The sequence below is a fragment of the Croceibacterium soli genome, from assembly GCF_009828065.1.
Lineage (GTDB): Bacteria > Pseudomonadota > Alphaproteobacteria > Sphingomonadales > Sphingomonadaceae > Croceibacterium_B > Croceibacterium_B soli.
The window spans coordinates 513,798-539,237 of the sequence record NZ_WTYK01000002.1 but is presented as its reverse complement, the minus strand read 5'-3'; the positions used below and the strand labels follow the sequence as shown (position 1 = coordinate 539,237).

The following is a 25,440-nucleotide window of genomic DNA, read 5'->3' as shown; positions in this document are numbered from 1 at the left end:
AAAACCTGCTTGTTAGCGTGTAGCGCCTATATAACTGGACATAGACAATGAGATATATAGCAACAGCAGTCATATTCGGTACATTGGCGATGTCCTCTCCGGCTCAGGCCGAGAATGTTGCTCACCAGCAAGCGCATTTTCACGGCAGGGCGTTTCATCCGGTGGCGTCCCTGCCCGCTGGCATTGAACTAACTATTACCAAACTTGGTAATGGCCACTTGCCACGAAAGGGCGAACACTTAGCTTTTCGGATCCTCGGCAAGTTGCCCGATGGAACTGTGATCGATGATAATTCCTGGTGGGTCGACCCGCCGACGGTGGAAGTCGGAGGCCCCCACGTCCTGGTGAAGGGGCTCCATTTGGCGATGGAAGCGGTACCCGTCGGGACGCGAGCAACCGTCAAGCTCTCGCCGGAAATGGCGTTCGGGAGTGAGGATGTCCCCTCTTTCGGAGTAAAAGGCGGTTCCATCGTTTTCTATCAATTCGAAACAGTCTCTTCCCACAAGTCTAGACCTTCCGATGAACTTAAGCGGGCTATTCGGCTGCGCGGCTTAGAAGGGGTTAGAGCCGCTGTCCGCACCATGATGAACGGCCGAGGGACAGACGTTTACCTTGGCTACGAGGGTTTGAAGTATGCCGCCGATATCCTTATGTATCGCTTGGGTGAAACGGCCGCGGCTACTGAACTGGCGAAGCTGAACGCCACTCGCCACAGAAAACGTGCCAAGGCACAGTGGGCGTACGCCGAGGCCATGCTACTTGCTGGCCGCCCATCTGAAGCGCTGGCACATCTACGCACGACCAAGAGCCTGACGCCTGATGCCTCCGAGTTTCCGGCCGCTTTGAGGGCGGCGTCCTCGCTGGAAGGTTTCAGCGAGATGGCGCGAATGCGACTCCTTTTGAAGCGCGCAGCGATGTTCCGAGAGCACGACGTGCTTGAATTTCCGATCAACCTGGAAGCGTTCAGCGCGGCGCTTACGCGCTTAATCGACAAAGATACTCCTACCGGTCCGATGCCGGAGGACATCTTAGATCTGTATGCCTTCGCGGTAGACTCGGAGGCGTCACGCGCAAAACTTGCTCTTTCGGAAGCTCTGGATAGCCAATCCACTCCCCTGTGGCGCTCAGCTGAACTGAACAGGGAACTGGTCAGGCGCGCCAAACAGTTAGCATCTTCGCAAAGATCCGCCCTCTCAAGGCCGTTAAACTTCGGACTTCGTGGACTAGCCGGCCAGCGAATCGAATCCTCTAACTTTCGAGGGCGTCCCCTATTAATTTTCTTTTTCACTGCCACGGGACCAGCGTCACGCGCTGCTATACGTCACATCCGACCAGAGTACGATGATCTCAAGTGCTCCGGGTTCGAGGTGCTTGGTGTGTCCATGGATCAATCATCCTCGTCTGATAGCGTTTCTCGGATGCAGACTATAGACCTGAAGGGCATAAAGGATTTCGTTGCAAGAGAGAAAATTCCGTGGCCCATTAGTTACGACGGTACAGGAAATATCCCTATCGCAGAGCAATTCCTAGTGACCGATAATCCCCGGCTGTTCCTTATTGACGCCTCTGGGCATTTCGTGGGCGAGTTGCTTTGGGATGAGGTGAAATCATCCGTTATCAGGCTCTTAGGCAAATCTCGCATCGACCAGATGTGTAAGTCGAAATTATCAGCCACGGGCACGGGGATATAGTCAAAGAAACCACGACTTCCTCCGTCGTGTCTGATGCTCAGAGCATGTTAGTCACGCGCTGCTTTCGAGTTGCGAGGTGATATTAACCGCTAGATTAGGACGTCTATATGCATAGATTCTCATTCACCTTCGTGATCGTCGCCGCGGTTAGCTTCTGCTTGCCCTTACGAGCAGGTGCCTCTGGAACGACGCCAAAACAGTGGGATGTCGAAACATCCGTTTCTGTCCGGCTGTTTGGTGGTGACGTCGCGCCGATGCTGAACGCGGGTAAAAACCATGTCGTTCTCTCTCCCGACGAAAAGTACTTTTATACGACCTTCTCGTGGGGCGATTTGGATTGTGATTGCAGAGTTCGGGAGCTGGTAATCTATGATGTTATTGACGTGCAACGTTGGGCGATCCTTCCGGGCTCCGGAAAAGCTCCCAACCCTGTGGTAAGGTTGGTTCGCCGAGGACCACTGGGCAGTGGAAAAGATCCCATGAAAGAGTTCAAGTGGTCGGAGCAGGGTGGTTCACTGATCTTTATCGCGAGCGAGGGCTTTGCGGAGGAAGTCTATCAAGTCTTGATGCCAACAGGAAAGTTGTCGGCGGTCACCAGCGATGGTCGACCAAAGGTGCTGCCTTTCATTGGTGAGGGCGCTGTCGTATACTCCGGGCCGGAAAAGCAAGCATCTTCAGAGCCACAGGAACGACGAATCTATCTTCCCTTAAATCGCTCGGGTAAGATCGAGTTCGACTTCAAAGGTCTGGGAAATGCGACCCGGGACACCATCATATCGTTCAACGACGGCCGAACTTGGAACCTCGGCGAGCTCAACCCCGGAATCGGTCCCGCATTGATGGATTACTGGTTTTCGCCCAATTCCCGTTTTTTGGCGATCCGTGCTCAGAACTTTGTGACCACTGATGTACGCTATTATTTAGCCGACCTGCATCACTGGAAGTTGAGGCGCATAGATGAGCTGGAATCGGCATTGTCAAATGCCAATGTTGAACGTGTTAGTTGGGAGGGTGACCGGACTCTGAGCGGCTTGGCTAGTTCCACCGCATCACCTTTCGAGCCGCTCAGCAGGAAATTTTCCGTACGCGTAGCTGCTATGAGAGCTGCGGTCGAGGATCTAAAAACACCCGTTGAACGCACGCTCCCCGCGATTATAAGGGAACAAGGGGTCGAGCAAGGCTCCCGGTCCAGCTTGAACCTTGATGGAGTTGAGATTAAAATCCATGAAGACCTGAACACTGCACAAGTCTTAACGGTGAACGCTAACGGCAGGCAGAAAGCCCTGCTTGCTCCGAATGACTGGTTGAAGTCTGTCCAGGTCTCGAAAACCGATTTGATCGATATCAAGCTTAGCGATGGGCGGACGGTGAGAGGCCAGCTTACCGTCCCGACGCGGCCAATACGGACGCCCTTGCCATTGGTTATTCAGCTGAGCGCCGCCGAAGTCCCGGTTCAATACTTTTATCCCGACGGAGGTCCAGTCCCTGCCAACTTCGCGCGGCAATCGCTCGCTGCACGAGGCATGGCAGTTCTTTCGCTGGATATCTCCAAGTTGTCGCGCGCAACTAGCGCCCAGGAGATATCCTCCTCTGTTGACCTGATCGATAGTGCCGTGGGCCAGCTCGTGAAAGATCGACTCGTGGATCCGGCCAGGGTGGCGTGTCTTGGATTCTCCCGAAGTGGATACGTTTGCCACGCGGTCGCATCCCATCCCGGCGAGACGAAAATGAAAGCGGTGGTGATTTCAGATTCGGTCACTCTATCGCTGTTCGGCGATGTCGAGCAGTACCTCTATAGTAGTTTAGAGCAAAATATGGATTTTTACGGCGGCTCCTTTTGGCAAAATAAGCCGGCCTGGTTCCAAAACGATCCCATTCTCAACGCCGATCGCATCACTGCTGCGGTCCTCCTCTTCGATCATGACGAAAGGAATCTTAGTCATCCGCACGAATTTCGTATTGACAGTAAGGCCACCATTGCTGCACTAGCGAGAAACAGGGTTCCGTTCGACTTTATAACTATTCCTGACGCGGGTCATTATCTCACTAGACCCAGTGACTGGGCTTTCGAGATGGAAGCGACGGTCGACTGGCTTGCATTATGGCTCCTTGGACAGCGCGACCCGGATCCCTCAAAGATAAAGCAATATCGGCGCTGGGATGCGCAGATTAGGAACTCGAAAGTCGAGGCACCTCCCATTCATTGAAACGGATCTAATCCTGAGCGCCGTTCGGATGTGACCAGTCTCCACATGAGGATACCACAAAGTGAGGGCGCTCTTTTGAAGCTGCGCTCATGAGGTCTGCGCGACACTTACATAAACTTCAAAGTGCCACCTGCACAAACTTACCAAAGTTACGCCGCCGCTTCCCGCAAGCGGTCGCTCCGGTAGAACGTCTCGAACAGGAGGTGGTGGACCGGGGTGTCGAGCGCCGACACGTCACACCTGCCCCACCGTCCTCCTACTCCGGCAACGCCCCGAACGGGTCTTCGCCCTCATCGTCGAGGCCGAGGTCGATGTTGGCGCCGTTTTCGCCCTCGACCAGGCGGTTGTTCTCCGCGCAGACGTATTCGCGGATCTCCCAGCCGGGCTGCTTGCGGTAGGTGCTTTGGTGGACGAGGGGCTCGGCGAGGACCTCGGGGTCGGTGATCGTCGTCTCGATGCGCAGCACGTCGGGTGATGCCAGCCAGATCCGTTCGCGGATCCGCATGTTCCCGCTGTGCGGAACCCCGGGGGCGAGCTCGACCATGGCGTTGAAGCCGACCGTGTCCACCACCAGCGTGTCGCCTTCCCAGTGGCCCACCGAAGTGCCGTTGAACAGCGGGTCCGGATCCTCGGGGAGCGCCCGCCCGTCGGTGTAGATGCGCCGCGCCTGGCCGTAAGTCTCCGCGAAGATCGTCACCCGGTTTGGGGAGTAGATGATTTCGATCGGGTAGGGTTCGCGCATGATGTCCGGCATGCCCGGGGGAATGCAGTGGATGTTGGCGAACTGGTCGACGCCTTCCTCCGCCTGCTTCTTCTGGAATGCGTCGAAGCGTGCCTGCGCCGCCGGAGTCAGCACCGGCTTGGCCGGGCGGCGGCCTTCTCCACCCACGCCGATCGACCAGACGCCGCTCCAATCGGGCAAGGCGGCGAGCTGCGCATAGTCCACCGCGCGGGCAACCGGCGCGCTTGCGGACGCATCCTGCGCCACCGCTGGACCGGTGAGCGCCACCAACGCAAGGCCCGCGGCCACCGCCGCGCGGTCGATAATGAACGACATGGGATCCTCTCGCTTGTTCCTCTTTCCGCCAGTTGCCGCGATCGACGCCCGCTCGTCAAGTAGGAGTTGATTATGTGTACTGAACATGGTTGAACTCTGCTATGGCTCGCGGCAGGGTTACGGCAGTGGAGCCCGAGTCCGGCGTTGAGCCCGACCCGCTCGCATGGATGGCGATGCACCCAGTTTGGAGAGAAGAATGGCAAGCAAGTTCAGTCGCCTGGCACTGGCCGGGGGAGTTGCGTTGGCGGGCATGGCTGCGTTCTCGGTGCCCGGCACCGCGCACCATTCGACGGCGATGTTCGAGTGGGGCAAGGAAGTGCAGCTGTCGAACGCCACGGTCCGCAAATGGGAGTGGACCAATCCGCACACGTTCCTGTTCGTGACGACGATCGGGAAGGACGGCAAGGAAGAGCGCTGGGCATTCGAGGGCATGAGCCCCAATCACCTCTCCCGGGCGGGCTGGTCCAAGCGCTCGCTCAAGCCCGGCGACAAGGTCGATCTCACTTACTACGCGCTGCGCGATCCGCGGAAGGGGGGCTTCAACGTGATGGTGAAGAAGGCTGACGGCACCGAGCTCAAGCAGCTCCCGTCGCGCTGATCGGTGCAAAGGCGGGCAGGGCTCATGGCTGCTCCAGCGCATGTTATAAGTAGCTGTTGTCAACATATTTGACAGGCCTCGGGCCTCACGACCGATCAGGCAGGGGGCGCAACGCGAAGGGCAAAGGTGGAACTCGCCGGCCGTCACGGAAGGGGTGCGGCTGTCGCGCCGCGGCGAGCGGTACAGGATCGCGAAAACAACAAGGGGAGTGAGGATGAGGAACTTCGAATTCGTCACGGCTCGGGCGCGAACGGCGCTGCTGCTGACCACGACGGCAACGGCTGCACTGGCGCTGGCGCTTCCCGGTACGGCGATGGCGCAGGCCAACGCCCCCGACCCTGCCGAAACCACGGTCGAACAGGACGACGGAAGCGCGAATGCCATCGTCGTAACCGGCTCGCGCCTAGCTCGCTCCACCTTCGATGCTCCTTCCCCCGTGACGGTTCTCGGCGGAGAGGAGTTCGACAATCGCGCGGTGGTCAACGTCGGCGCGGCGATCAGCGAGCTGCCGGCCTTCAGGGCGAGCACGACGCCGGCGACGCAAGGCTTCGGCAGCTTCAACGTCGGCGCCCAGATCGTGAACCTGCGCGGCATCGGCGTCACTCGCAGCCTCGCTCTCGTCAACGGCCGCCGCTTCGCGCCGACGACGCGCGAGGGCTCGGTCGATCTCAACCTCGTTCCCTCCGTGCTGGTGGACCGCGTGGAGGTGGTGACGGGCGGCGCTTCGGCAGCTTACGGCTCCGACGCGCTGGCGGGCGTCGTGAACGTCATCCTCGATACCGACCTGCGCGGGATCGTGGCGGAGCTCGATGCCGGGATCTCGGGCGAGGGTGACGGTTTCAACCTGCACGCCGCCGCCGCCTACGGCGCCGAGCTGGGCGATGCTGGCCATGTCGTGATCGGCGGCGAGTACAGCGACCAGGACGGGATCGGGAACTGCTTCACGCGCGACTGGTGCACGCCCGGCGCAGTCGTCTCGAACCCGTTCTTCGCCACGAACGGGATGCCGAACTACATCCATTCCGACACGAACGCCGGCTGGTTCTTCAACACTGGCGGCGTGATCAACCGCGGGCCGGCCTCGCTGATCAACATGTTCGGCACCGGTGGGATCACCTTCACTCCCGACGGCAAGCCGGCGCCCTATCATCCGGGCTCCTTCTCCTTCGGACTCAGTCAGGTGGGCGGGGACATCTACCCGACCTACACCGACTCGAACATCACGGTGCCGGTCGAGCGCTACACGCTGTTCGGCCACGCCAAGTTCGACTTCTCCGACAGCCTCGGTGCGTTCATCGAAGGCTCCTACGGGCACGTGAACGGTGTCCTGTTGCAGACCGCGTTCTTCAATGCTGCTCTGCCGATCTATGCCGACAACCCGTTCATTCCCGCTGAACTGCGGGCCGCAGTGCCGATGCCCGGCGCCTTCAGTCCGACTCCGCCGGCGCTCCCGGCTTTCCGCATCGCGCGCGTGTTCGACGACATCGGCCGCGGGCTCAGCACGTCGACGGCCGACACTTACCGGCTGACGACGGGCCTCAACGGCGATCTCGCGATGGACTGGCAGTGGGACGCCTACTACCAGTACGGGCGAACCGATCGCCTGCAGACGGTCGAACGCAACGTGGTCGTCGGCGGGTCGACTCCCCGCCTCAACTATGCGCTCGACGCCGTGCGCAACCCGGCCACCGGCACCGTCACCTGCCGCGCGCTGCTGCATCCGAACCCGGCCGTGCGTGCTTCGGCGCAAGGCTGCGTTCCGCTGAACCTGTTCGGCGAGGGCAACTTCGACCCGGCGGCAGCGGATTACGTCTTCGGCACCCTGGTGGAGGATATCGATCTCGAACAACACGTCGTCGCCGCGAACATCCGCGGCGATCTCGCCGATCTGTGGGCGGGCCCGCTGGCGATCGCCGCCGGGGCGGAATACCGCGTCGACACGATCGACGTGGTGCACGATCCGCTGTCGAACGAGTTCGCCTACTTCCAGAACTTCGGCGCCGATTACGATGGGATCACCAAAGTCATCGAAGGCTACGTAGAGGCGGAATTGCCGCTGGTGCGGGACGCAAGCTGGACTCGCTCCCTCTCGCTGAACGGCGCGGTCCGCTATGCCCACTACGACATCTCGGGCTTCGGCAGCTACTTGCGCACGCAGACCGACAACAGCTTCGGCGCGACCACCTGGAAAGCCAGCGTGATGTGGGAGCCGATCGACATGCTGATGCTGCGCGCCACCCGCTCGCGCGATATCCGGGCGCCGAACTTCGCCGAACTGTTCCTCGCTTCGGCCAGCAGCTTCGCCCCGGTGGTCAACCGGTTCAATCCTGCCCAAGAAACGCCGCCCACGATCTTCCAGGGCGGATATCCGTTCCTCAGGCCCGAAACCGGGAACACCACCACGCTCGGCGCGGTCCTCAGCCCGAACGGGTTCCTCGACGGCTTCCGCGTGTCGGCCGACTGGTATCGGATCGAAGTGGACGACTACATCGGCACCGCGCCCGGAGGCGCGCAGTTCATCGCCGACCGCTGCTACGCGGGCGTGGCCGCCGCTTGCGAATTCGTCGACTTCGGGCCCAATCAGACGATCACGCGCATCCGCAACGTGTCGCTCAACCTGGACAAGATCGACACCAGCGGCATCGACATCGAAGCCGTCTATACCCTTCCGCTCGCACAGGCGGGCAACTCGCTGAGCTTCCGCGGCGTGGCCACTTACGTCGACGATCTGACAACGGTGAACTTCGGCGAGGCCGTCGACCGGGCGGGACAGACCGGGGTGGCCGGCAGCCTTGCCGCACCCGACTGGGTCGCGAACGGGTACCTCACCTTCAACTCGCCTCACTTCACCACGACGGTGCAGGGACGCTACATATCGCCGGGTCTCTACGATGCGCAGAGGATCGGTCCCGATGATCCGGACTACGCGCCGAACCTGCCCGACAGCATCAGCGACAACGAGGTAGAGGGCCGCTTCTACGTGAACCTGTTCGCCACCTGGCGGGCCGGAGGAGATACCGGCAGGGGCTTCGAGATCTTCGGCGCGATCCACAACCTGTTCGACCGCGACCCCCCGGCTGCCCCGGAGACGCAGTTCTACACCAACCCGGTCTATTTCGACACGATCGGGCGCTACTTCCGCTTCGGCATTCGCTACAAAGGCTGAGGCGCCGCCGATACACGGGGGGAGCGCGGGCGACCTGCGCTCCCTTCCCATCAACTCCCGGACTAACCAGAGGATCGATGCCGACACAGCCCCCCGCAGAGCTCCAGAGATACAGCGCCGGGGCGATCGTGCTCCACTGGCTCATCGCGCTGTGCCTGTCGTTCGAGCTAGCTCTGGGCTTTGCGATGCCACGAGACGCGAGTGGTTTTGCTCTGTTCCAGTTGCACAAGTCCGTCGGCATCGTGATCCTGCTGCTGACCCTCGTGCGGCTCGGCTGGCGGATGAAGCATCGCCCGCCTCCGCCTTCCGAACGCGGGTTCACCGGCTTCCTGGCAAAAGCGGTTCACGTCGGGTTCTACGCCTTCATGATCCTTGCTCCGCTGACCGGCTGGGCAGTGGCTTCGACTGCGCCGCTTCGCATCCCGACGCTCCTGTTCGGGACCGTGCCCCTGCCGCATCTTGCCTTGCCGTCGAGCATCAACGGGCCGGTCGAGAATGCGCACGAACTGCTCGCGTGGATGGGCCTCGCCCTGTTCCTGCTCCATGTCGCCGGTGCTGCGCGCCACCATCTCATCGTCCGCGACGGCCTGCTGCAGCGCATGGCCCCGGCGGGCTCGAACGCGGTGGCGATCGGCCTGAGCGCGTTCGTCGTGCTGCTCGGATCGGCGACGTTGCTGATGGCGGATGACACCTCCAGAGATGCCGCCGCGCAGGCTCGGCTCGATAACGCGCGGGTCGACAGCGGAGGTACCGAAGGTACCGAAGGGTTGCGCGGTACCGGCGGGCAATCGGCCGCGTTGGTGTCGGCCGCGGGGCCCTCCGATGAGGTGGACGCATCTGCGGTCGGCCCTTCGGAGGCGCAGCAGGCGGACGAGCAGCCACCGTCTGCCGCCGCCGAAGCGGGTTTGGGGCCCCCGCCGATCTGGACCATACAGCCCGGAGGACGTCTCGCGTTCTCCGTCGGGGATGGGAGCGGAGGCCGGATCCAGGGCGGCTTCCGGACCTGGACCGGGACGATCCGCTTCGACCCGGCAAATCCCGCCGGCGCGGACATTCGCATCGACGTCGATCTCGCCAGCGCCTCGGTCGGCGATCCCACGCAGGATGAAATGCTGGCCGGCGATGAATTCCTGGCGGTCGCCAACGGGCCTACGGCTACCTTTCGTACGAGCTCCGTCCGCGCGACTGGCGAGAACCGCTATGCCGCCCGTGGAACGCTCCGGCTACGCGGCGCCAGCAGGGAGCAGGCGCTGAACTTCACCCTTTCAGGCGAGGGTCTGCGCCGGCGTGTCGCCGGAACCGCCACGATCGATCGGACGGCCTTCGGCATCGGTACGGGTTCCACGGGCGCCGCCCTGGATCCGAACGTCATGGTTACTTTCTCGTTCGACGCAGTCGGTCGCCGGGATTGACCTTGCCGCGCTCCGCGCGCAGGCCGGAGGCGGGGCGGATGAAAACGGTTGCCGGCGAAAGGCTTGGCGCCGGCCGCGAGCTAGGCTTTGAGGGGCACGATTGAACGAGCACGACACCTCCGTCCCCCGTCTGCCCGGCGAGCCGATGCGGCGGCGGCTGATCAGTTCGCGGCTGATCAACCTTCTCCAGATCGTTCGCGAGACTGCACAGAGTGCGTACGCAGGAGTGGGCCTGACCGAGCACCATCGCCAGGTGGTGCTCCTGGTCGGCAACTATGAGCAGCTGACTTCCGGCGAGCTCGTCGTCCTGACCGGAACCGAGAAGGCGCAAGTAAGCCGCACCGTCAAGGCGCTGGAGGACGCCGGCCTGGTGGAGCGTGCCGGCCGGCGCTCACCGATCGTGCTGACCGCGAAAGGCCGCACCGTGTTCGAGGAGACCATGCAGATCGCCCGGTCGCGCAACGCGATCCTGACGGTGGGGCTTGGCGAGGCCGATGTCGCGCACCTGCTGTGGATGACGCGCCAGCTCACCGCGCGGGCGGCCGTTCTCTTCGCGCACGAGAGGCAGGTTTCCGCCGAAAGCGCCGACCAGGGCGGCGGCACCCTGGCCGAGCCGCCGCTTCCCGATTACGGCGACGGCCTGGCGGAAGAGAAGCCGATGGGCACCATGATCTTCCCGGCCCTCCACGCGCTTCTGTCCTACATGAAGCGCAGCGCGTCGCTATCCTACCAGCGCGAACACGGGCTGTCGCATTTCGAATGGATGGTCTTCTCCCAGATCGGCGAGCACCAGCCGCTTTCCCAGGCGCGGCTGATTACCATGGTTCGGCGCAACAAGAGCCAGGTCGGCCGCACCATCGCCTTCCTCGAACAGCAGAAGCTGATTTCCCGGCAGCACCAGCCGGGACGAAAGGAAAATCTGCTCAAGACCACCGATCCGGGCTGGGAGACCTACGTGTCGATGTGCGGACTGGCGATCGGCCGTGAAGACTTCCTGCTGGCCGAGACCAGCCGCCAGGACCGCAACCGCTACATGGCCGCGCTCGACAGGATCACCACAAACGCCGAACTCGAGCTTTCCCGCCAGAAGGGCCAGCAGCAGGTGCGCTCCACCGCCGATTGAGCACCGGCGACCGGCTTCCGACGATCTTAGGTCGCCATCGAACCGCGCCAATTGCTCTCGTTCACCCGGCGCTTCGCTTTCCGACCTCGACGGTGGCCTGCGCAGTGATGTTGCCGACCTGCTCGACGACGATCCCCTTTTGGTCGGCATCTTCGACCACCAGTTTGACCCACAGCGTGTCGCCGTCCTTGTAGTAGGCCGTTCTGTTCGCGTCGCGCAGTGCAGCAAGGCTGTTCGCTTGCGCGCCGACGGCAGTGGTTGCGAAGCCGGGAAGTTCGAAGATCACGAATGAACCCTGGTCCATTTCCCGCAAGGAAAGCGACAGCGTGTCCCTTGCCGTTTCGACCCTTACCTCCGCCCCGCTGCCGATGGTGGTTTCCCCGGTGTACTCGAACCGCCGGCCGTTGCGCTGGAGGATGATCGGATTGGTGATAGGGCCGGACTGGAATGGGTTGAAATCACCGGCGATGCTGAGCCGGCCGATGTCCCCCCGGCAGATGGCGGCATTCCAGTTCGCTTTGATTTCGCAGGTTTCTTCGTCGGATGCGATCCCGTTGTCCATGACGATGTAGGCTCCGGGCGTACCGCCGACGGAGCCGTCGAGGTCGCGGAATGCCGCGCTCTTATAGGCGGCGCTGCGTCCGTAATCCGACGCCCAGCGGCGTTGGATCGGCGGGAAGCTGACCGGCTGGGCGTTGACGAACGTCAGGCCCTTGACCGAGTTCTCGGTGCTCATGCCAAAGCTGGTGTAGAGAAGGTAGGAGAGTGCGCCCGCATCGCGGAGCGCGTTGGGCACGAAGTTCACGAAAGTGGTGTTCTCCACCTCGTGGTGAAAGTCGTAATACTCATAGCCGCGGATCGGGAAATCGGCGGATGCAGCTGGCAGGCTGCGGCCGTAGGCCACTTCTTCGGGCGTAGTGGGATTTCCTATATTGTCGCTCTCGCCCACGAACAGCGAGTCGACGACCCGTGAGGTGAAGGGCGCAATGCCGGGAATGCCCGACGCATGGGTGAACCCGATGGCGTTGTCGGCCAGCTTCAGGTTCTTGTACAGGTGATACTCGCCACGGCCCCAGATCGCGCCGTTGCGGTTCTTGTAACCGGTGAAGTCATCGAACACCGCCATCACCAGCCCACTGCTCGTATCGGCAGGATCGGCGTAGCTGGTGAGGTTGGGGCCGGCGATACCGAACGTGCCGTCGGGCCGCGGGCCGCGGTCGAGCATCAGACCATCGAAATTGGAGTGGGCGGTGTTGCCGCTGAACTCCCGCAGCTTGGTCCGCCCGGGCCAGGTCTTGGCACTGATCTCGGTGCCTTCGAACTGCCCTATCGGATGCTCCGGGAAGGCCATCCAGAAGCCGATCTGATCGGAACCCGCGGCCACGTTGTCGCGGTATATGTTGTCCGGATTGGTGATCCAGAAAGTGGAGACGGTGTTGTCCGATGGAATCAGGACATGCTTCGATTTCTGGCCGTCGGTACCCTGATGCGCCAGGACAAGGTTGGTCGGCTCGCAAGGCAGGGTCGGGTGACACTTGGTCATGATCCCGAGATTGCGAACGAACTGGTTGCCCGTCTCCACCGCGTCTTCGAGGAAGAAGCAGTGACCCACCGTGTTGAAGGTTACGTTGTTTTCCACTCGCACGTTATTGGTGCCATGCACCGTAACGCAGCGGCTGTAGGTTTCGTGTATCGAAGAGTTCTGAATGTATTGGCCTTGGCCTTCGCCGACCAGGTGCCAGTGCATCGGGTAACGTGCCAGGGTTAAGTGTTGTCCCATGCGCGTCAGTTCGACGCCGGAGATACGCACATCGGGCTGAAGCATCGCCATGATGTGTCCGCCGAAATAGGAGCTTTCGGCGTCTTCCGAGGCTTGGATGCGGATATTGCGCGTCAGCAGGCCGACCTCGCCGCGCTGATCGACACCGTAAGTAATTTCCCCGAAGTGCATGTAATCGAGCGCCCGATCAAGCGTGATCACATTGCCTTGAACAGAGGTGATGGTCCGCTTCTCCGCCTGCCGGGGATTGAAGTCGGTCGAAGCGAGCACGATCTCGTCGCCTTCTCGCCACCCGGCGGCATCGAGGACTTCGATCTGGGTGCTACCGGCCCGGGCCGTTCTTGCGAGCTTGGTCCAGCTGTGTTCACGATCGCCATGCAGGCTCAGCATGCCACCCATGAGCATGATCCCGCGATCTCCCATGGTGTTGATATCTTCACCGGGAACCTTGTTGGTCAGGGTGATGGTGGCCTTGCGCGTGTGAGGTTGCGCCTCGCTGCCGATGTGCAATTCGCCCCCGCGCAGGTAGATCCACTCGGTTTCCAGCTCGATATCGCGATCGTTCGAGAAGCTGAGCTTGCCGTCGACCGTGAGACTGCGCAGCGCCGGCGGATCGACGTCGAGAACGATCTCCCGGTCACGAGGGATGGTGACTGCATCGTTCTCGCCCGGCACTTTGCCGTCCGGCCAGGAAGCAGGATCGGACCACAGCACCTTGCCTGTCGTCACCCGAGCCGGGCCGACTCGCGTTACCGCGTGTACGTGCCCGTCTTGGGCCTGGGCGGCGCCCCCGGCACCGACCAGGGCCGACACGGAAAACACGGATAGGAGCAAGCGAGACTGCATGCGCATGGACGGTAACCTCCTCCGACGAGACTGTGCGTCCCGCATCCCAATTCTTCTCGCAGCTTTTTGCATCTGTCAAATTGGTTTGGCAAGAGGTCTTCCGACCGGCTAAGCGCCGATTGGCTCTGCTTCTGACGGTTTTCCCATGCCGCGGGCGCTGCTGAGACACGCTGTTTAGCGAGATCAAACGCGGGGCCAAATTGACTTTCCCAAAAAGATTTTGACTCCATCAATAAGCCGGTTAGGTTGCAGCTCGGACGCGCGAAAAAATGGCGCGCCGCAGCGGGAGGAGGGGGAATGGTCGAGGTCTACACCTGGGAACCGAACGCCAACTCCGGCAAGCCGTTGTTTTGCTTGAAGGAGAAGCAAGTCCCCTTCACGCACCATTACGTCGACATGGGGTCCTACGAGCAGTTCTCGCCCGAATTTCTCGACATAAACCCCGACGGGACCATCCCCGCAGTCGTCCACGGGCGCCTCGTGATGACCGAATCGACGCCCGCGATGGAGTACATCGACGACGCGTATGGTGGCCCGCCGTTGCGGCCCGCCGATCCTTACCTGCGCTGGCGCATGCGTCAGGTCATGCGATACATGGATAACGTGGTTGCGCCTTCCCTGGCGATGATAGCGTCCAACCGCCTCGCAGCTCCCCGCTTCATCGGGCGGGATCCCGAAGAGCTGAAGCGGGAGTTGAACAAGATCCCGCTGCCCGAGCGGCGGGCCAGCTGGGAAAAGCTGATGTTCAACACGACGCCCCCGGCGGAGCTGGAGGAGTCGGCGCGCCGGGTCTCGCAGGCCATCGCGCACTTCGAGGCGTTGCTGGCCGAACTGCCCTGGTTGGCGGGAGAGCGCTTCTCGCTGGCCGACATCGCCGTTTTCGCGACGTTCTACGGATTGCCGATTTCCTACCCGAGAGAGGTCCACGAGGCGCGGACACCGCACCTGATCGATTGGCTGCGGCGCTGCCACAGCCGCCCGGCTCTGCAGGAAGCGTTCGCGCTGAGCCGTGGCTTCATAAGCCAGCGCGCAGCGGAGGTGCGCGGGATGCTGGGCATTGCCGAAAGTGTCGCAGCGTGATCGTGCTTCACTACGCAGCAGGGTCGCCGCATTCCGCCTCCGTTCGCATTACGCTGGCGGAGAAGGGCCTCGACTGGACGGGCCACCCGCTGGACCTGTCCCGCTTCGAACAGCACGCTCCGGACTATCTCGACATCGCTCCTTCAGGTCTCGTCCCTGTTCTGGAGCATGATGGCCGCCGGCTGTCGGAAGCTTTCTTCATCCTTCTCTACCTCGACGAGGTCTATCCCGATCCGCCGCTTGGCGGGAGCGACCCGGGCGAGCGCTACCGCGTGCACAAGTGGGGCAAGTACGTCGAGACGCACATCGCTCCGCACCTCGGGATCGTGCGCTGGGCTGCGCTGGGGGGTGCCGCCGGGCCTGAGCAGGCCCAAGGGTTCGCCCGCCTCCCGCACGAGCGCCGCGCGCTGTGGGAGCGGGCTGCGGCTGGCTTCGACGCCGATCAGGTGGCTGTCTCGCGCAGGGCATTGCTGGCGGCGGTCGACAGGCTGGCGGCGGACCTGGCCGAAGGGGAGTGGCTTGCCGGCCCGGCTTTGACGCTCGCCGACGTGGTGGCCTGCCCGCACGTAAGGCAGCTTCCCGCACTGGGAATCCCCCTGCCGCAAGCAGTGCAGGACTGGTGCGACCGCTTCTCGCAGCGAGACTCGGCGCGTGCGCTTGAGGGTGAGGTGGAGCTGCTTCCTGTGCTTGGGCCGGAACCCGGCCGCTGGGGCTGAAAAGACAACAACGCAACAAAGCGTAGCGAAAAGACTGGAGAGGACAGGGGCATGATCAAGGATTACGCGAGCTTGAAACTCGGACTGCGCCGCTCGGCCGGTGTGGCGGCGCTGGTACTGGGGCTCTTGCCAGCCGCGGTCGCGGCCCAGGCAGCCGATGGTGACGAGCAGCCTCCGCGGCCGGAGGGCGAAATCATCGTCACCGCGCAATTCCGCGAGCAGGCGCTTCAGGACGTACCCGTGGCGATTAGCGCCATCACTGCGGATGAGCTCGAGCAGCGCAGCGTCAAAAGCGTGCTCGACATCGCTCAGTCGGTCCCGAACATGGAAATGACTGCCGGTGGATCAGGGTACGGCGCACAGACGAACCAGGCGTTCATCCGCGGACTTGGGCAGATCGACTTCCTGACCACATTCGAACCGCGCGTCGGCTTCTACGTGGACGATGTCTATTATGCGACCACGTACGGCTCGGTCTTCGATGTCATGGACCTCGAGCGTGTCGAAGTGCTGCGCGGGCCGCAGGGGACGCTGTTCGGTCGGAACTCGGTGGGCGGGGCGCTCCGGCTGATTTCCGCCAAGCCTCGCGGAGACGACAGCGGCTATTTCGAAGTGACCACCGGCAGCCGCAACCGCTACCAGCTTCGCGCTGCCTACGACCTCGGGATCACCGACACTCTGGCCCTGAGGGCGGTTGCCAGCGCGAAAGGGCAGGACGGCCACGTCAAGCGGCTCGATTACAAATGCGTCTACCCCCAGTTTGGCAACCAGCAGGTCGGAGGGATCGGGCAGGGCCCGGTCAACAAGAGAAGCTGCGAGAAGGGCACCCTCGGCGGAGGCGATAGCTACAGCTTCCGCGGGACCCTTGCGTTCGAACCGACGCCCGACCTCGTCTTCTACCTTGCCGGCGACTATACGCGCGAGCGTGCCGAAAGCTCGGCCGAGATCATCCTCGATACGCAGACCTCCCGGATCAACCCTGAAACGGGCGTCATCGGTGGCGGGGTCATCCCTCCCACAGGTCCCGAAACCAACGGGCTCGCACGGTGGCTCCGCGGTCTTGGAACGACATACTACGGGTTCGACGTCTCGACTCCCGAGAAACTGGCCGCAGTTGCCCAGTCGTTCGAATCCACCGGTCCCTTCTCCACCTTCGCGCGCTACGGCAACGCGCGAGTAGGCTACGAGAATCCTTCTGTTGGGACGCTCGAGGCATACGGCGGCTCACTCACCGCGGAGGCCGACCTGACGGACAACCTCCACCTCACCTCGATCACCGCCTACCGCAAGTATTACGGCGATTTCGGCCAAAGCTCGCTGGCGATACCGGTCCAGGAGGTCCGCAATGCCCTGGGGCACCGCCAGTTCAGCCAGGAAGTCCGCCTGCTCGGATCCGTGTTCGAAGGCATGCTCGATTACACGCTGGGCGGGTACTACCTGGATACCCGCACGCTCAATCCGGCCCGCGTTCAGACAGAAGGCTTCACCAACCCGCTGGACTTTTTCAGCGACGACACGGCGACGCTCGAAAGCTGGGCCCTGTTTGGAGCCATCGATCTACGCCCGATCGATCGGCTGACGCTCTCGGCCGGGCTGCGCTACTCGAACGAGACGAAGACCTACACGTTCAACCGCGATTACTCCCCGTCGGGCTTGGGATTCCTCAACTTCATCGCCGTCGGCGAAAACCACGACGATCGCTTCAATCCGCGGTTCTCGGCGATGTACGAGGTGACCGACGATCTGAACATCTACGCGTCCTACTCGACGGGTTTCACCGCATCCGCGTTCAACGCGCGTCCGTTCGGCGCGACGGGCATCTTCGCGCTCCAGCCGGAGGATGTCACCGCGTACGAAGCCGGCTTCAAGAGCACGCTGTTCGACAATATGCTGCGATTCAACGCGGCCGCGTTTCTTACCAAGTTCAATCAACTCGTGGGCACCATCCGCGACCCGGTGTACAGGGGAGGCGCGTGCGCGATCTTCTGCAATGAGAACGTCGGCAACGCGGAAATCACCGGTTTCGAGGCGGAGGCAGTGCTCCGCCCGATGCTGGGCCTCATGATCTCGGGCAACGTCGGCTACACCGACTTCCAGTACAAGGAACTGCTCGCCACGACGCAGGGCCTCACTCTGGACAGTCCGCAGGTCCGCGTGCCGAAGTGGAACCTCTCGGGCGCGGTTCAGTACGACATCCCGTTCGGGGCCGATCAGCTGATCACGCCGCGGGTCGATGTGAGCTACCGGTCCGACATCTACTACTCGAACGATGTACGGGCGGTGTCGTCGGTTCAGCCCGGTTACGCCCTGGTGAATGCACGTCTGACATACACCAACGAAGATCTCGGGTTTTCCCTGGCTGGCGGCGTGACGAACCTGTTCGACAAGTATCATTTCACCACGCTGACGGATCAGCGTGAAAGCTTCGGCTTCTTCACGGGCGTCGTCGGCCGTCCGCGTGAATGGCTGCTCACCGTGCGCAAGGAATTCTGAGGTGTCGCTGGGGGCGCGCGCGCTCCCCCAGCGTCATGCGGCAACGACCGAGGGGAGTTGGAATGGCAACGACAGCGAGCAACGATGGGACCATCCCCATATCGCCGACTCCCGGCGGGAGCCCGGATGCCGTCTTGCCTGACGGTGCTCGTACCGCTCCGGGAGCGTACCCGCCCGAACGGCAGGGCTGGTATGCGGTCGGCATGCTCGCGATCGCAACGACTTTCGCAATGCTCGACCAGGGGATTCTGGCGCTGCTGATCCAGCAGATCATCGTCGATTTCGATCTTACCGATACCCAGGCCAGCCTGCTGCTCGGTCCGGCCTTCGCCTTTGTCTACGTGGTCGTGGGTATTCCGCTTTCGCCGCTGATCGACCGCTGGACGCGAACGAAGATCATCGCGGTCGGCATCACCGTCTGGAGCCTGGCCACCGCCGCGTGCGGACTGGCCAGCAGTTTCGTCCACCTTTTCCTTGCCCGGATGACCGTCGGTGCGGGGGAGTCGGTAAACGGACCGACGGCCTACTCGATCGTATCGGATTACTTCTCGCGCGATCGCTTGCCGAAGGCGATCTACGGCCTGCAGATCGGTTCGGTCATGGGCAGCGGCCTCTCCCTGCTGCTCGGCGGCGCGATGATCTACATCGTCGCCGCGCTTGGCACCCCAGTGCTCCCGCTCGTCGGAGAGCTGAGGCCTTGGCAGGCAGTGATGGTCGCAGTGGGCCTGCCGGGGGTGTTCGTCGCGCTTCTTCTGCTCACGGTGAAGGAGCCGCCTCGCCGGACGTTTCGGGCCAACGTCTCGAAGGTGCCCGTTTGGGGCGCGGTCAAGTACATGTGGCTCAACTTTGCAGTCTACGGCCCTCTGTTCATCGGCCTCACTTTCGGCGCGCTCGACAGTGGATGGCGCGCCTGGGGCCCTGCGTTTTTCGAGCGCACGTATGGCTGGTCGCCTGCCACTTACGGCATGGCTGGCGGGGTGGTCTCGATCGTGGCCATGCTTTCCGGTCTGTACCTCGGGTCGAAGTGGGTCGGCCGGATGCAGGCGCGCGGTCTGGTCGACGCGCCGTTTCGGGTCATTCTCTATACCAGGGCGGCGACAATCCCTTTCGCCATAGCCATGCCGATCATGCCGACGCCGGAACTGGCGCTGGCATGCAATGCCGTCAGCTTCCTGACCCTGGGAATGAGCGGACCTCTGCTCAACGCAGTGATGCTGATCGTTTCCCCGAACCAGATCCGCGGCCAGGTCATGGCCCTCTACCTGTTCATCTTCACCGTCATTGGCCAAGGCCTCTCACCGGTGATCACAGGGGCCACGACCCAGTACATCTTCACCTCGCCCGAAGACCTGCGCTGGTCGATCATGCTGCTGCATATCGTCTTCCTTCCCGCGGCGCTGGCCGTGACCTGGCTCGGGTGGAGGCCTTACCGCAAGGAAGTCGAACGGTTGAACGCGCTGGACGCGGCCGAAGGCCGCATCAGCTGACAAGGAGAATTCAAGGATGCTCGTGAAATCGATCGTCGCCACTTTGCTCCTGGCCACAGCGGCGCCGGCCGTGGCGCAGATGAAGCCGGTTCAGGTGCCCTGCGAACGCTCTTGCATGGAGGATATTGCCGGAAGCTTCCTCGAGGCGCTGGCAGCGCGGGACAGCTCGCGCCTGCCTCTGGCCGCTGACGCCCGGTATACCGAGAACGGCCAGGAGATGGGGTTCGACAATGGTCTCTGGCGGACGGGCAGCGCGATCGGGGCTTATCGCCACGTCTTCGCCGATCCGGCCAGCGGGCAACTCGGGCTTTTCGCCACGATGGACGAAAATGGGCACGGCGTCACGATGGGGGTGCGGATCCGGCTCGAGCTCGGCCAGATCAGCGAGGTCGAGCTGGTCACTTACAGAGTTGGCGCTGGCCCGGCCTGGAACGATGCCGGATATGCCCAGCTGGAGGGGATGCGAACTCCCAAGACGCTCTGGACCGCGACCGTGCCTGCTGCTCAGCGCAAGTCCCGCCAGGAGCTGGTTCAGATCGCGAACCAATACTTCGAGGCGATAGAGAACAACGACGGCAAAGGTGACTACCCCTTCACCCAAGATTGCGATCGTCTGGAAAACGGAACCTACACGACCAACCGTCCGGGTATGATCCAGATGGGCGGCGTGGATATTGGCGCCATGGGCTGCAAGGAGCAGTTCTCGACCGGCTTGTACGGCGTCGTCACGGAAGTCCATAGCCGCCGGTTCCCGGTGATCGACGAGGAGCGGCAGGCGGTTTTCGCATTCGGCGTGTTCGACCATTGCGGGTGCAAGCGCAGCCTCACCATGCCTGACGGGCGCGTTGTCGAGATCGCCGGGTTCAACCGTCCCTCCAGCATTCTTCTGGCCGAGGCGTTCAAGATCCAGGGCAACCTGATCCAGCAGGTCGAAGCCGTGGGGACCAGCGTCCCCTACCACTCCGATCCGGGCTGGGGCAGCCGCTGATGGCGATAACGGAATTCGCTGGGAAGAACGCATTCGTCACTGGTGGCGCCAGCGGAATAGGGATGGGGATCGCGAGCGCCCTCGTCCGCCAGGGAATGACGGTGATGATCGCCGACATATGGCAGGACCATCTCGATCAGGCGATGGAGGCGTTCGAGCGACGCGGGGAGGCAAACCGCGTGGTGCCGGTGCTTCTCGATGTGTCGGATCGCGAGGCTTACGAGGCGGTCGCCGCCGAGTTCGCGGAGAAGGTCGGCAAGCTCCATGTCCTCGTCAACAACGCCGGGCTGGGCGCTGGGGGGCGCACCAAGGATCTGACCTACAAGGACTGGGACTGGTCGCTGGGGGTGATGATCGGCGGCACCGTGAATGGTCTGGTGAACTTCCTCCCGGCGATGATCGCGCACGGGGAGGGCGGGCACATCGTCAACACCTCGTCGATGGCGGCGGTGCTCCAGCCGGTGATGAAGGGTGGTGTGACCTACACGACCGGGAAGGCGGCGGTGCTCGGGATGGTCGAGCAGGCTCGCTACGATCTCGCCGAAGACAACATCGGCATCTCGGCGCTCGTCCCGGGGCCGGTCCGGTCCAACATCTTCCAGATACACCGGACCCGGCCGGAGCGGTACCGCAACGAGGGCATTGAGACAGCTCCTCGCCGGCAGGCGCAGGTCGATCCCCGCTGGATGGATCCGGAACAGGTCGGGGAACTGGTCGTGCGAGGTATCCGGGAAAACCAGCTCTACATCTTCACCCACTCCATGTTCCGCAGGGGGATGCAGGAGAAGTTCTCCAAATTGCTCGCCTCCCTCCCCGAACAGGATGACGATCCGGAACTGATGGCGAGCCTTGAGATGTTCCTGTCAAATCCGATCTACACCGGGCACGACTGACCGGAGGCATGACCACGTCTGCCGAGATCCCCCGGACTGCCGCAAGGCAGCTGCACATGTTCGCGCCACTGGCCCACGGCGTTTTCGCGGCCATCTGGGTTGCGAGTATCCTCAGCGCGACCGGAAGCCAGCTGCAGCAGGTCGGCGCGGCGTGGCTGATGACGTCGCTGGCGCCCAGCGCTTCCATGGTTGCACTGGTGACGGCCGTTTCGACGCTGCCCATCCTGCTGTTCTCGCTCGTTTCGGGGGCGCTGGCGGATGTGATCGATCGGCGCCTCGTGCTGATTGGCTCGCAGTTCTTGATGTTCGGTGCGTCGGCCACGCTCGCGATTGCCGACTATGCCGGTGTCGTCACTCCGCTCCTGCTGCTTCTGCTTACGTTTCTGGTCGGGTCCGGAGCGGCGATCATGGCGCCGGCGTGGCAATCCACCGTAGGTGAGCTCGTTCCGCGGGATGAAGTCCCGCAGGCGGTCGCCCTGAATGTGATGGCGTTCAACATCGCACGGACCGTGGGGCCCGCCGTGGGCGGGGTCATGGTGGCGGTGGTCGGGGCGGGGCTCAACTTCACGGTGAACGCGCTCAGCTATCTCGCCATGATCGGCGTGCTCATGGCGTGGCAACCGCTGCAGCAGGCGCGGCCGCTCCCTGCGGAGGCGGTGTTGCCGGCGATGCGCGACGGTATCTTCTATGCCTTCCATGCCACGGTGGTGCGGCGGGTGTTGATCCGCGCGATGTGCTTTGGGTTCTGCTCCAGCATAGTCGTCTCGCTGATGGCGCTGGTTGCCCGTGATCTCCTTGGCGAAGGGGCGGCCGTATTCGGCGTTCTGATGGGCTGCATGGGCATCGGCGCCGTGACGGGTGCGGCCTTGCTGGGGATCCTGCGCCGGCGCTACACTGTCGAACGGCTCTTGCGGATCGCGATTCTCGCCACTGCCTGCGCGCTCGTGGCGATCGGCCTCAGCCGCAGCTTCGCGCTGACCGGCGCTGCCTTGTTCCTGGTCGGATCCGGTATGGTGCTAGGACTTTCGACCTTCAACGTCTCGGTCCAGATGGCGGTGCCGCGCTGGGTTTCCGGCAGGGCCCTTGCGCTCTACCAGATGTTCACGTTCGGCGGGATGACCGCGGGAGCATGGTTCTGGGGCAACATGGGGGAAGTCGCCGGGATCGGCGGAGCCTACCTGCTCAGCGCCGCAACCTTGCTCCTGACGCTGCTGCTCGCATGGGTCCTGCCCGTGCGGGAAGTGGGCGCCAGTGAAATCGCTCCCGCCCCTGACGAGTTGGGCGATCCGTTGCCCGATGCGCCGCTTGGTGTGGGCGTGGTCGTTGCGATCGAATACCGCGTTCCGGCGAGCCGGCGTGACGCATTCCTGGCTGCAATCTCCAAGCGGCAGCGGATGCGCCTGCGAGACGGCGCGCGGCAGGTCACGCTGATGCAGGATGCTGTAGATGAAGAACTCTGGACGGAGCGCTTTTGCGTAAGGTGCTGGACGGAGCATCGCCGCCAGCTCTCCAGGCGCACGCTTGATGCCAAGGAACTCGATGAGGCGCTGCTGAGCTGCCACTCCGGCATGGATCCGCCTCAGCACCGCTACTTCTTCGAGCGGAGCGTTCGGTCGGGCAGACGCCTGGCTTCGTTGCGGCCCCGCGGCTGAAGGCGCGGGGCGGGGCAGCGCTGCCGCCCCGACCGAGTCGCTCAGTTCGTGCTGGGCTGGGTCCACCCGTCGCTGCCACCGTACGGGATCAGCACGAAGGGGAACGCCTCGACCTCCTGGATCTTTCCGTCACGGATACCGAAAGTCTCCATGGTGGTCAGGTTGGTGACCATCCCGGCGCCGTTTTGAGGCCGCTCCATCCCGGCGATGCGCGGCGGCGTGTCCACGTGCCGCACGCCATCGTGGACGAAGAAGGGAAAGGTGGCGACGAGGCCCTTCTGTTGATCGACGACGAGCGTGCGCCGCGGCCAGATGCGCTTGATCCCGCCGAACACTCCCGTGTCGATCTGCTCCGCGCAAGTCATCGTGCTCAGCTTCAGGAAGAAACGTCCCAATTCGGTGCTCGGGTCGGGCAGTCTCGGCGAAGGGGAGGCGCGGCTCGGCGTGGGGTGGTTCACCGTCTGATAGCCCTGCTCGTGCCGGTCGCAGTCATCGGCAAAGGGGGCGATGCTGCCGTCTTCGCCGGTTAGCGCATCGAAGTAGCTCTCCGCCGCGTAGGTCAGGTATTCGCGCGAGAGCCGCTTGTCCTCCGGAACGTCGGCCAGCAACTCCGGCCGCGGGCGCCGGAGCAACTCCATTGCTTCCGGTGCGACATCCCGATCGTACATGTGTTCGACTTCCGTGATCATGTTGCGCTCGACCCGCAGGCGGATGGCGGTTAGCGCCGGCGCGCCATCGATGGTGAGCACGCTCTGAAAGGCAATCTGGCCCTGCACCGGATCGGCCACGGTGATCTTGAAGTCCGTCGGCTGGATCCGCGCGCGCCAGAACAGGCCGGTGCCTATGTCGATCTTCCCGGTGTTTTCAGTCGCCACGACCTGTTCGGCGAACGGCAAGCTGGTGAGGTCCTTCGTCTGCAGCGCAAGCAGATACGCTTCGCCGATGCGCACGAGGCACTGCCGATCGCAAGGCTTCACATTGGCGGGATCCCAGGCGCGTTTGTACCAAGGCTTGGCTTCCTGCGCTGCCGCGGGAGCCACGGCTGTGGCGCCAACCGAAGCGGCCAGCGCAGCTGCCAACATGGTGCTCGGATAGCCGATGCTCATGATTTCTCCCTCTCCTGTTGTCTCGAAGCTTCTCGATAGATCGGGCTGCCGATAAGGCCGGGGATCAGTTCGAGTGCGTCCTTCTCGCGCTCGTCGTCACGGCCAAGCGCGCGGCGGATCGCCTCGAAGCGTTCCTCAACACCTGGGCGGAACTCGGGTGCGGTGAACACGTAGAGCGCGTTCTCGCGGATCCCGTTGAGAACGAGGCGTCCGGCTTCCTCGGGGCTCGCCGTCAGGCGAGACAGTCGTTCACGGTCCTCCGGCGCCACTTCCAAGCGCGGCGGCGGCCCATCCTCCGAACGATCGGTTCGGGCGGCGTAGCGTTCCGGCCGCGTGCTCTCGTACTCACGGATGTTGCTGCGAACTCCGCCGGGGCAGAATGCCGTTACTCCGATCCCATCCGGCGCGAGTTCGGCCCTGAGGGCCTCGGAGAAGCCGACGACCGCGAACTTGGTGGTCACATACAGCCCCGCCTGGCTGTATTGCAGGATGCCGGCCATCGATGCGGTGTTCACGATGTGGCCGCCTTCGCCATGGGCCCGGATCCTCGGCAGGATCGTTCGCACGCCGTTGAAGACACCGTTCAAATTGACGTCGATGGCCCAGTCCCAATCGGCGTAGTCGGCGGCGCCGATCGGTTTGAGGATCCCGATGCCGGCGTTGTTGCACAAGACATGGATTCGTCCGAAAGCCGCTTCCGCCTCGTCCGCCGCGCGGACGAACGCCTCGCGATCAGTGACATCCAGGTCAATGAAGCAGGTCCGGTCCAGCAGATCGGCGTCGCGCAACTCGGCGCGCGCGGTTTCGCGGTGATCTTGGCGGAGGTCGGCTATGGCCACGTTCATTCCTGCCTCCAGGAACACTTTGGCCATTCCCAAGCCTATGCCGCTCGCGCCACCGGTGATAAATGCCGTCCTTCCCCGCACTTCGCTCATCCAGCCCCTCCTCTCGTGTCTGCGCGATTGCGCAGCATTGGTCTCCTGACCAGAACCGCCCTGCGGGCAAACCTTGGGCTCATCGCAGGATAAGCCGGAAAACCTTTTTGACACCAGCAAAAATATCCTGCCATATGAGCCCGGACTGGGGGGCCGATGAGCAAGCCGGAGGGAACAGTGCAGGAACTCACTGCTACGGCGGCACACGAT

17 protein-coding genes are annotated in these 25,440 nt (G+C 62.9%); 13 read left to right on the top strand and 4 right to left on the bottom strand.

The genetic code is table 11. The features are described from left to right. Nucleotides 1-47 precede the first annotated feature (47 nt). Both GRI75_RS05685 and GRI75_RS05680 read left to right on the top strand, forming a co-directional pair. The gene (locus tag GRI75_RS05685; RefSeq protein WP_160745970.1) at nucleotides 48-1,691 is read left to right on the top strand and encodes a redoxin domain-containing protein; all 1,644 of its coding nucleotides are present in this window, start codon (nucleotides 48-50) and stop codon (nucleotides 1,689-1,691) included. A gap of 107 nt (nucleotides 1,692-1,798) precedes the next feature. Further along, on the top strand, nucleotides 1,799-3,898 hold the full coding sequence (locus GRI75_RS05680; protein WP_160745969.1) for an alpha/beta hydrolase family protein: 2,100 nt from the start codon (nucleotides 1,799-1,801) through the stop codon (nucleotides 3,896-3,898). A gap of 256 nt (nucleotides 3,899-4,154) precedes the next feature. Here GRI75_RS05680 and GRI75_RS05675 read toward each other — a convergent pair whose 3' ends face one another. Next, on the bottom strand, nucleotides 4,155-4,955 hold the full coding sequence (locus GRI75_RS05675; protein ID WP_160745968.1) for a hypothetical protein: 801 nt from the start codon (nucleotides 4,953-4,955) through the stop codon (nucleotides 4,155-4,157). Between the two features lie 196 nt (nucleotides 4,956-5,151). On the opposite strand from GRI75_RS05675, the gene GRI75_RS05670 reads away from it, so the two are divergent. The 4 genes from GRI75_RS05670 (at nucleotide 5,152) to GRI75_RS05655 (ending at nucleotide 11,254) form a co-directional block, all read left to right on the top strand. Next, nucleotides 5,152-5,553, top strand: a complete 402-nt coding sequence (locus GRI75_RS05670; protein ID WP_160745967.1) for a DUF6152 family protein — start codon at nucleotides 5,152-5,154, stop codon at nucleotides 5,551-5,553. Between the two features lie 214 nt (nucleotides 5,554-5,767). Then, complete coding sequence (locus tag GRI75_RS05665) at nucleotides 5,768-8,719, top strand: TonB-dependent receptor plug domain-containing protein (protein ID WP_160745966.1); 2,952 nt, start codon at nucleotides 5,768-5,770, stop codon at nucleotides 8,717-8,719. 77 nt (nucleotides 8,720-8,796) lie between these two features. Beyond that, a complete protein-coding gene (locus GRI75_RS05660) occupies nucleotides 8,797-10,131 on the top strand; it encodes a cytochrome b/b6 domain-containing protein (protein WP_160745965.1) in 1,335 nt (444 codons plus the stop codon). Nucleotides 10,132-10,231: 100 nt separating this feature from the next. Further along, nucleotides 10,232-11,254: a MarR family winged helix-turn-helix transcriptional regulator gene (locus GRI75_RS05655; RefSeq protein ID WP_160745964.1), complete on the top strand. Its 1,023-nt coding sequence runs from the start codon at nucleotides 10,232-10,234 to the stop codon at nucleotides 11,252-11,254. Between the two features lie 61 nt (nucleotides 11,255-11,315). Here the strand turns inward: GRI75_RS05655 and GRI75_RS05650 are convergent, their stop codons facing one another. Next, complete coding sequence (locus tag GRI75_RS05650) at nucleotides 11,316-13,886, bottom strand: G8 domain-containing protein (protein WP_202389604.1); 2,571 nt, start codon at nucleotides 13,884-13,886, stop codon at nucleotides 11,316-11,318. 291 nt (nucleotides 13,887-14,177) lie between these two features. Between GRI75_RS05650 and GRI75_RS05645 the strand changes: the two genes are divergently transcribed. The 7 genes from GRI75_RS05645 to GRI75_RS05615 all read left to right on the top strand — a co-directional run bounded on the left by GRI75_RS05645 (nucleotide 14,178) and on the right by GRI75_RS05615 (nucleotide 23,189). Further along, on the top strand, nucleotides 14,178-14,960 hold the full coding sequence (locus GRI75_RS05645; protein WP_160745963.1) for a glutathione S-transferase family protein: 783 nt from the start codon (nucleotides 14,178-14,180) through the stop codon (nucleotides 14,958-14,960). Continuing rightward, entirely contained in the window at nucleotides 14,957-15,676 is a 720-nt protein-coding gene (locus GRI75_RS05640) for a glutathione S-transferase family protein (RefSeq protein WP_160745962.1), read from the top strand. Before GRI75_RS05645 ends, GRI75_RS05640 begins: the two co-directional genes overlap by 4 nt. A gap of 51 nt (nucleotides 15,677-15,727) precedes the next feature. Then, a complete protein-coding gene (locus GRI75_RS05635; RefSeq protein ID WP_160745961.1) occupies nucleotides 15,728-18,169 on the top strand; it encodes a TonB-dependent receptor in 2,442 nt (813 codons plus the stop codon). Between the two features lie 203 nt (nucleotides 18,170-18,372). After that, the gene (locus tag GRI75_RS05630) at nucleotides 18,373-19,656 is read left to right on the top strand and encodes an MFS transporter (protein WP_160745960.1); all 1,284 of its coding nucleotides are present in this window, start codon (nucleotides 18,373-18,375) and stop codon (nucleotides 19,654-19,656) included. 16 nt (nucleotides 19,657-19,672) lie between these two features. Continuing rightward, nucleotides 19,673-20,644 carry a hypothetical protein gene (locus tag GRI75_RS05625; protein ID WP_160745959.1) on the top strand — a complete coding sequence of 324 codons (972 nt, stop codon included), beginning with the start codon at nucleotides 19,673-19,675 and terminating at the stop codon, nucleotides 20,642-20,644. Beyond that, complete coding sequence (locus tag GRI75_RS05620) at nucleotides 20,644-21,537, top strand: SDR family NAD(P)-dependent oxidoreductase (RefSeq protein WP_160745958.1); 894 nt, start codon at nucleotides 20,644-20,646, stop codon at nucleotides 21,535-21,537. The genes GRI75_RS05625 and GRI75_RS05620 overlap by 1 nt, the downstream gene beginning before the upstream one ends. Nucleotides 21,538-21,593: 56 nt before the next feature. Further along, the gene (locus GRI75_RS05615) at nucleotides 21,594-23,189 is read left to right on the top strand and encodes an MFS transporter (RefSeq protein WP_160745957.1); all 1,596 of its coding nucleotides are present in this window, start codon (nucleotides 21,594-21,596) and stop codon (nucleotides 23,187-23,189) included. 41 nt (nucleotides 23,190-23,230) lie between these two features. Here the strand turns inward: GRI75_RS05615 and GRI75_RS05610 are convergent, their stop codons facing one another. Continuing rightward, nucleotides 23,231-24,295, bottom strand: coding sequence for a hypothetical protein (locus GRI75_RS05610; RefSeq protein WP_160745956.1), 1,065 nt, complete (start codon nucleotides 24,293-24,295; stop codon nucleotides 23,231-23,233). After that, nucleotides 24,292-25,230 (bottom strand): SDR family oxidoreductase, encoded by a 939-nt coding sequence (locus GRI75_RS05605; protein WP_160745955.1) that lies wholly within the window; start codon nucleotides 25,228-25,230, stop codon nucleotides 24,292-24,294. Before GRI75_RS05605 ends, GRI75_RS05610 begins: the two co-directional genes overlap by 4 nt. Between the last annotated feature and the right edge of the window lie 210 nt (nucleotides 25,231-25,440).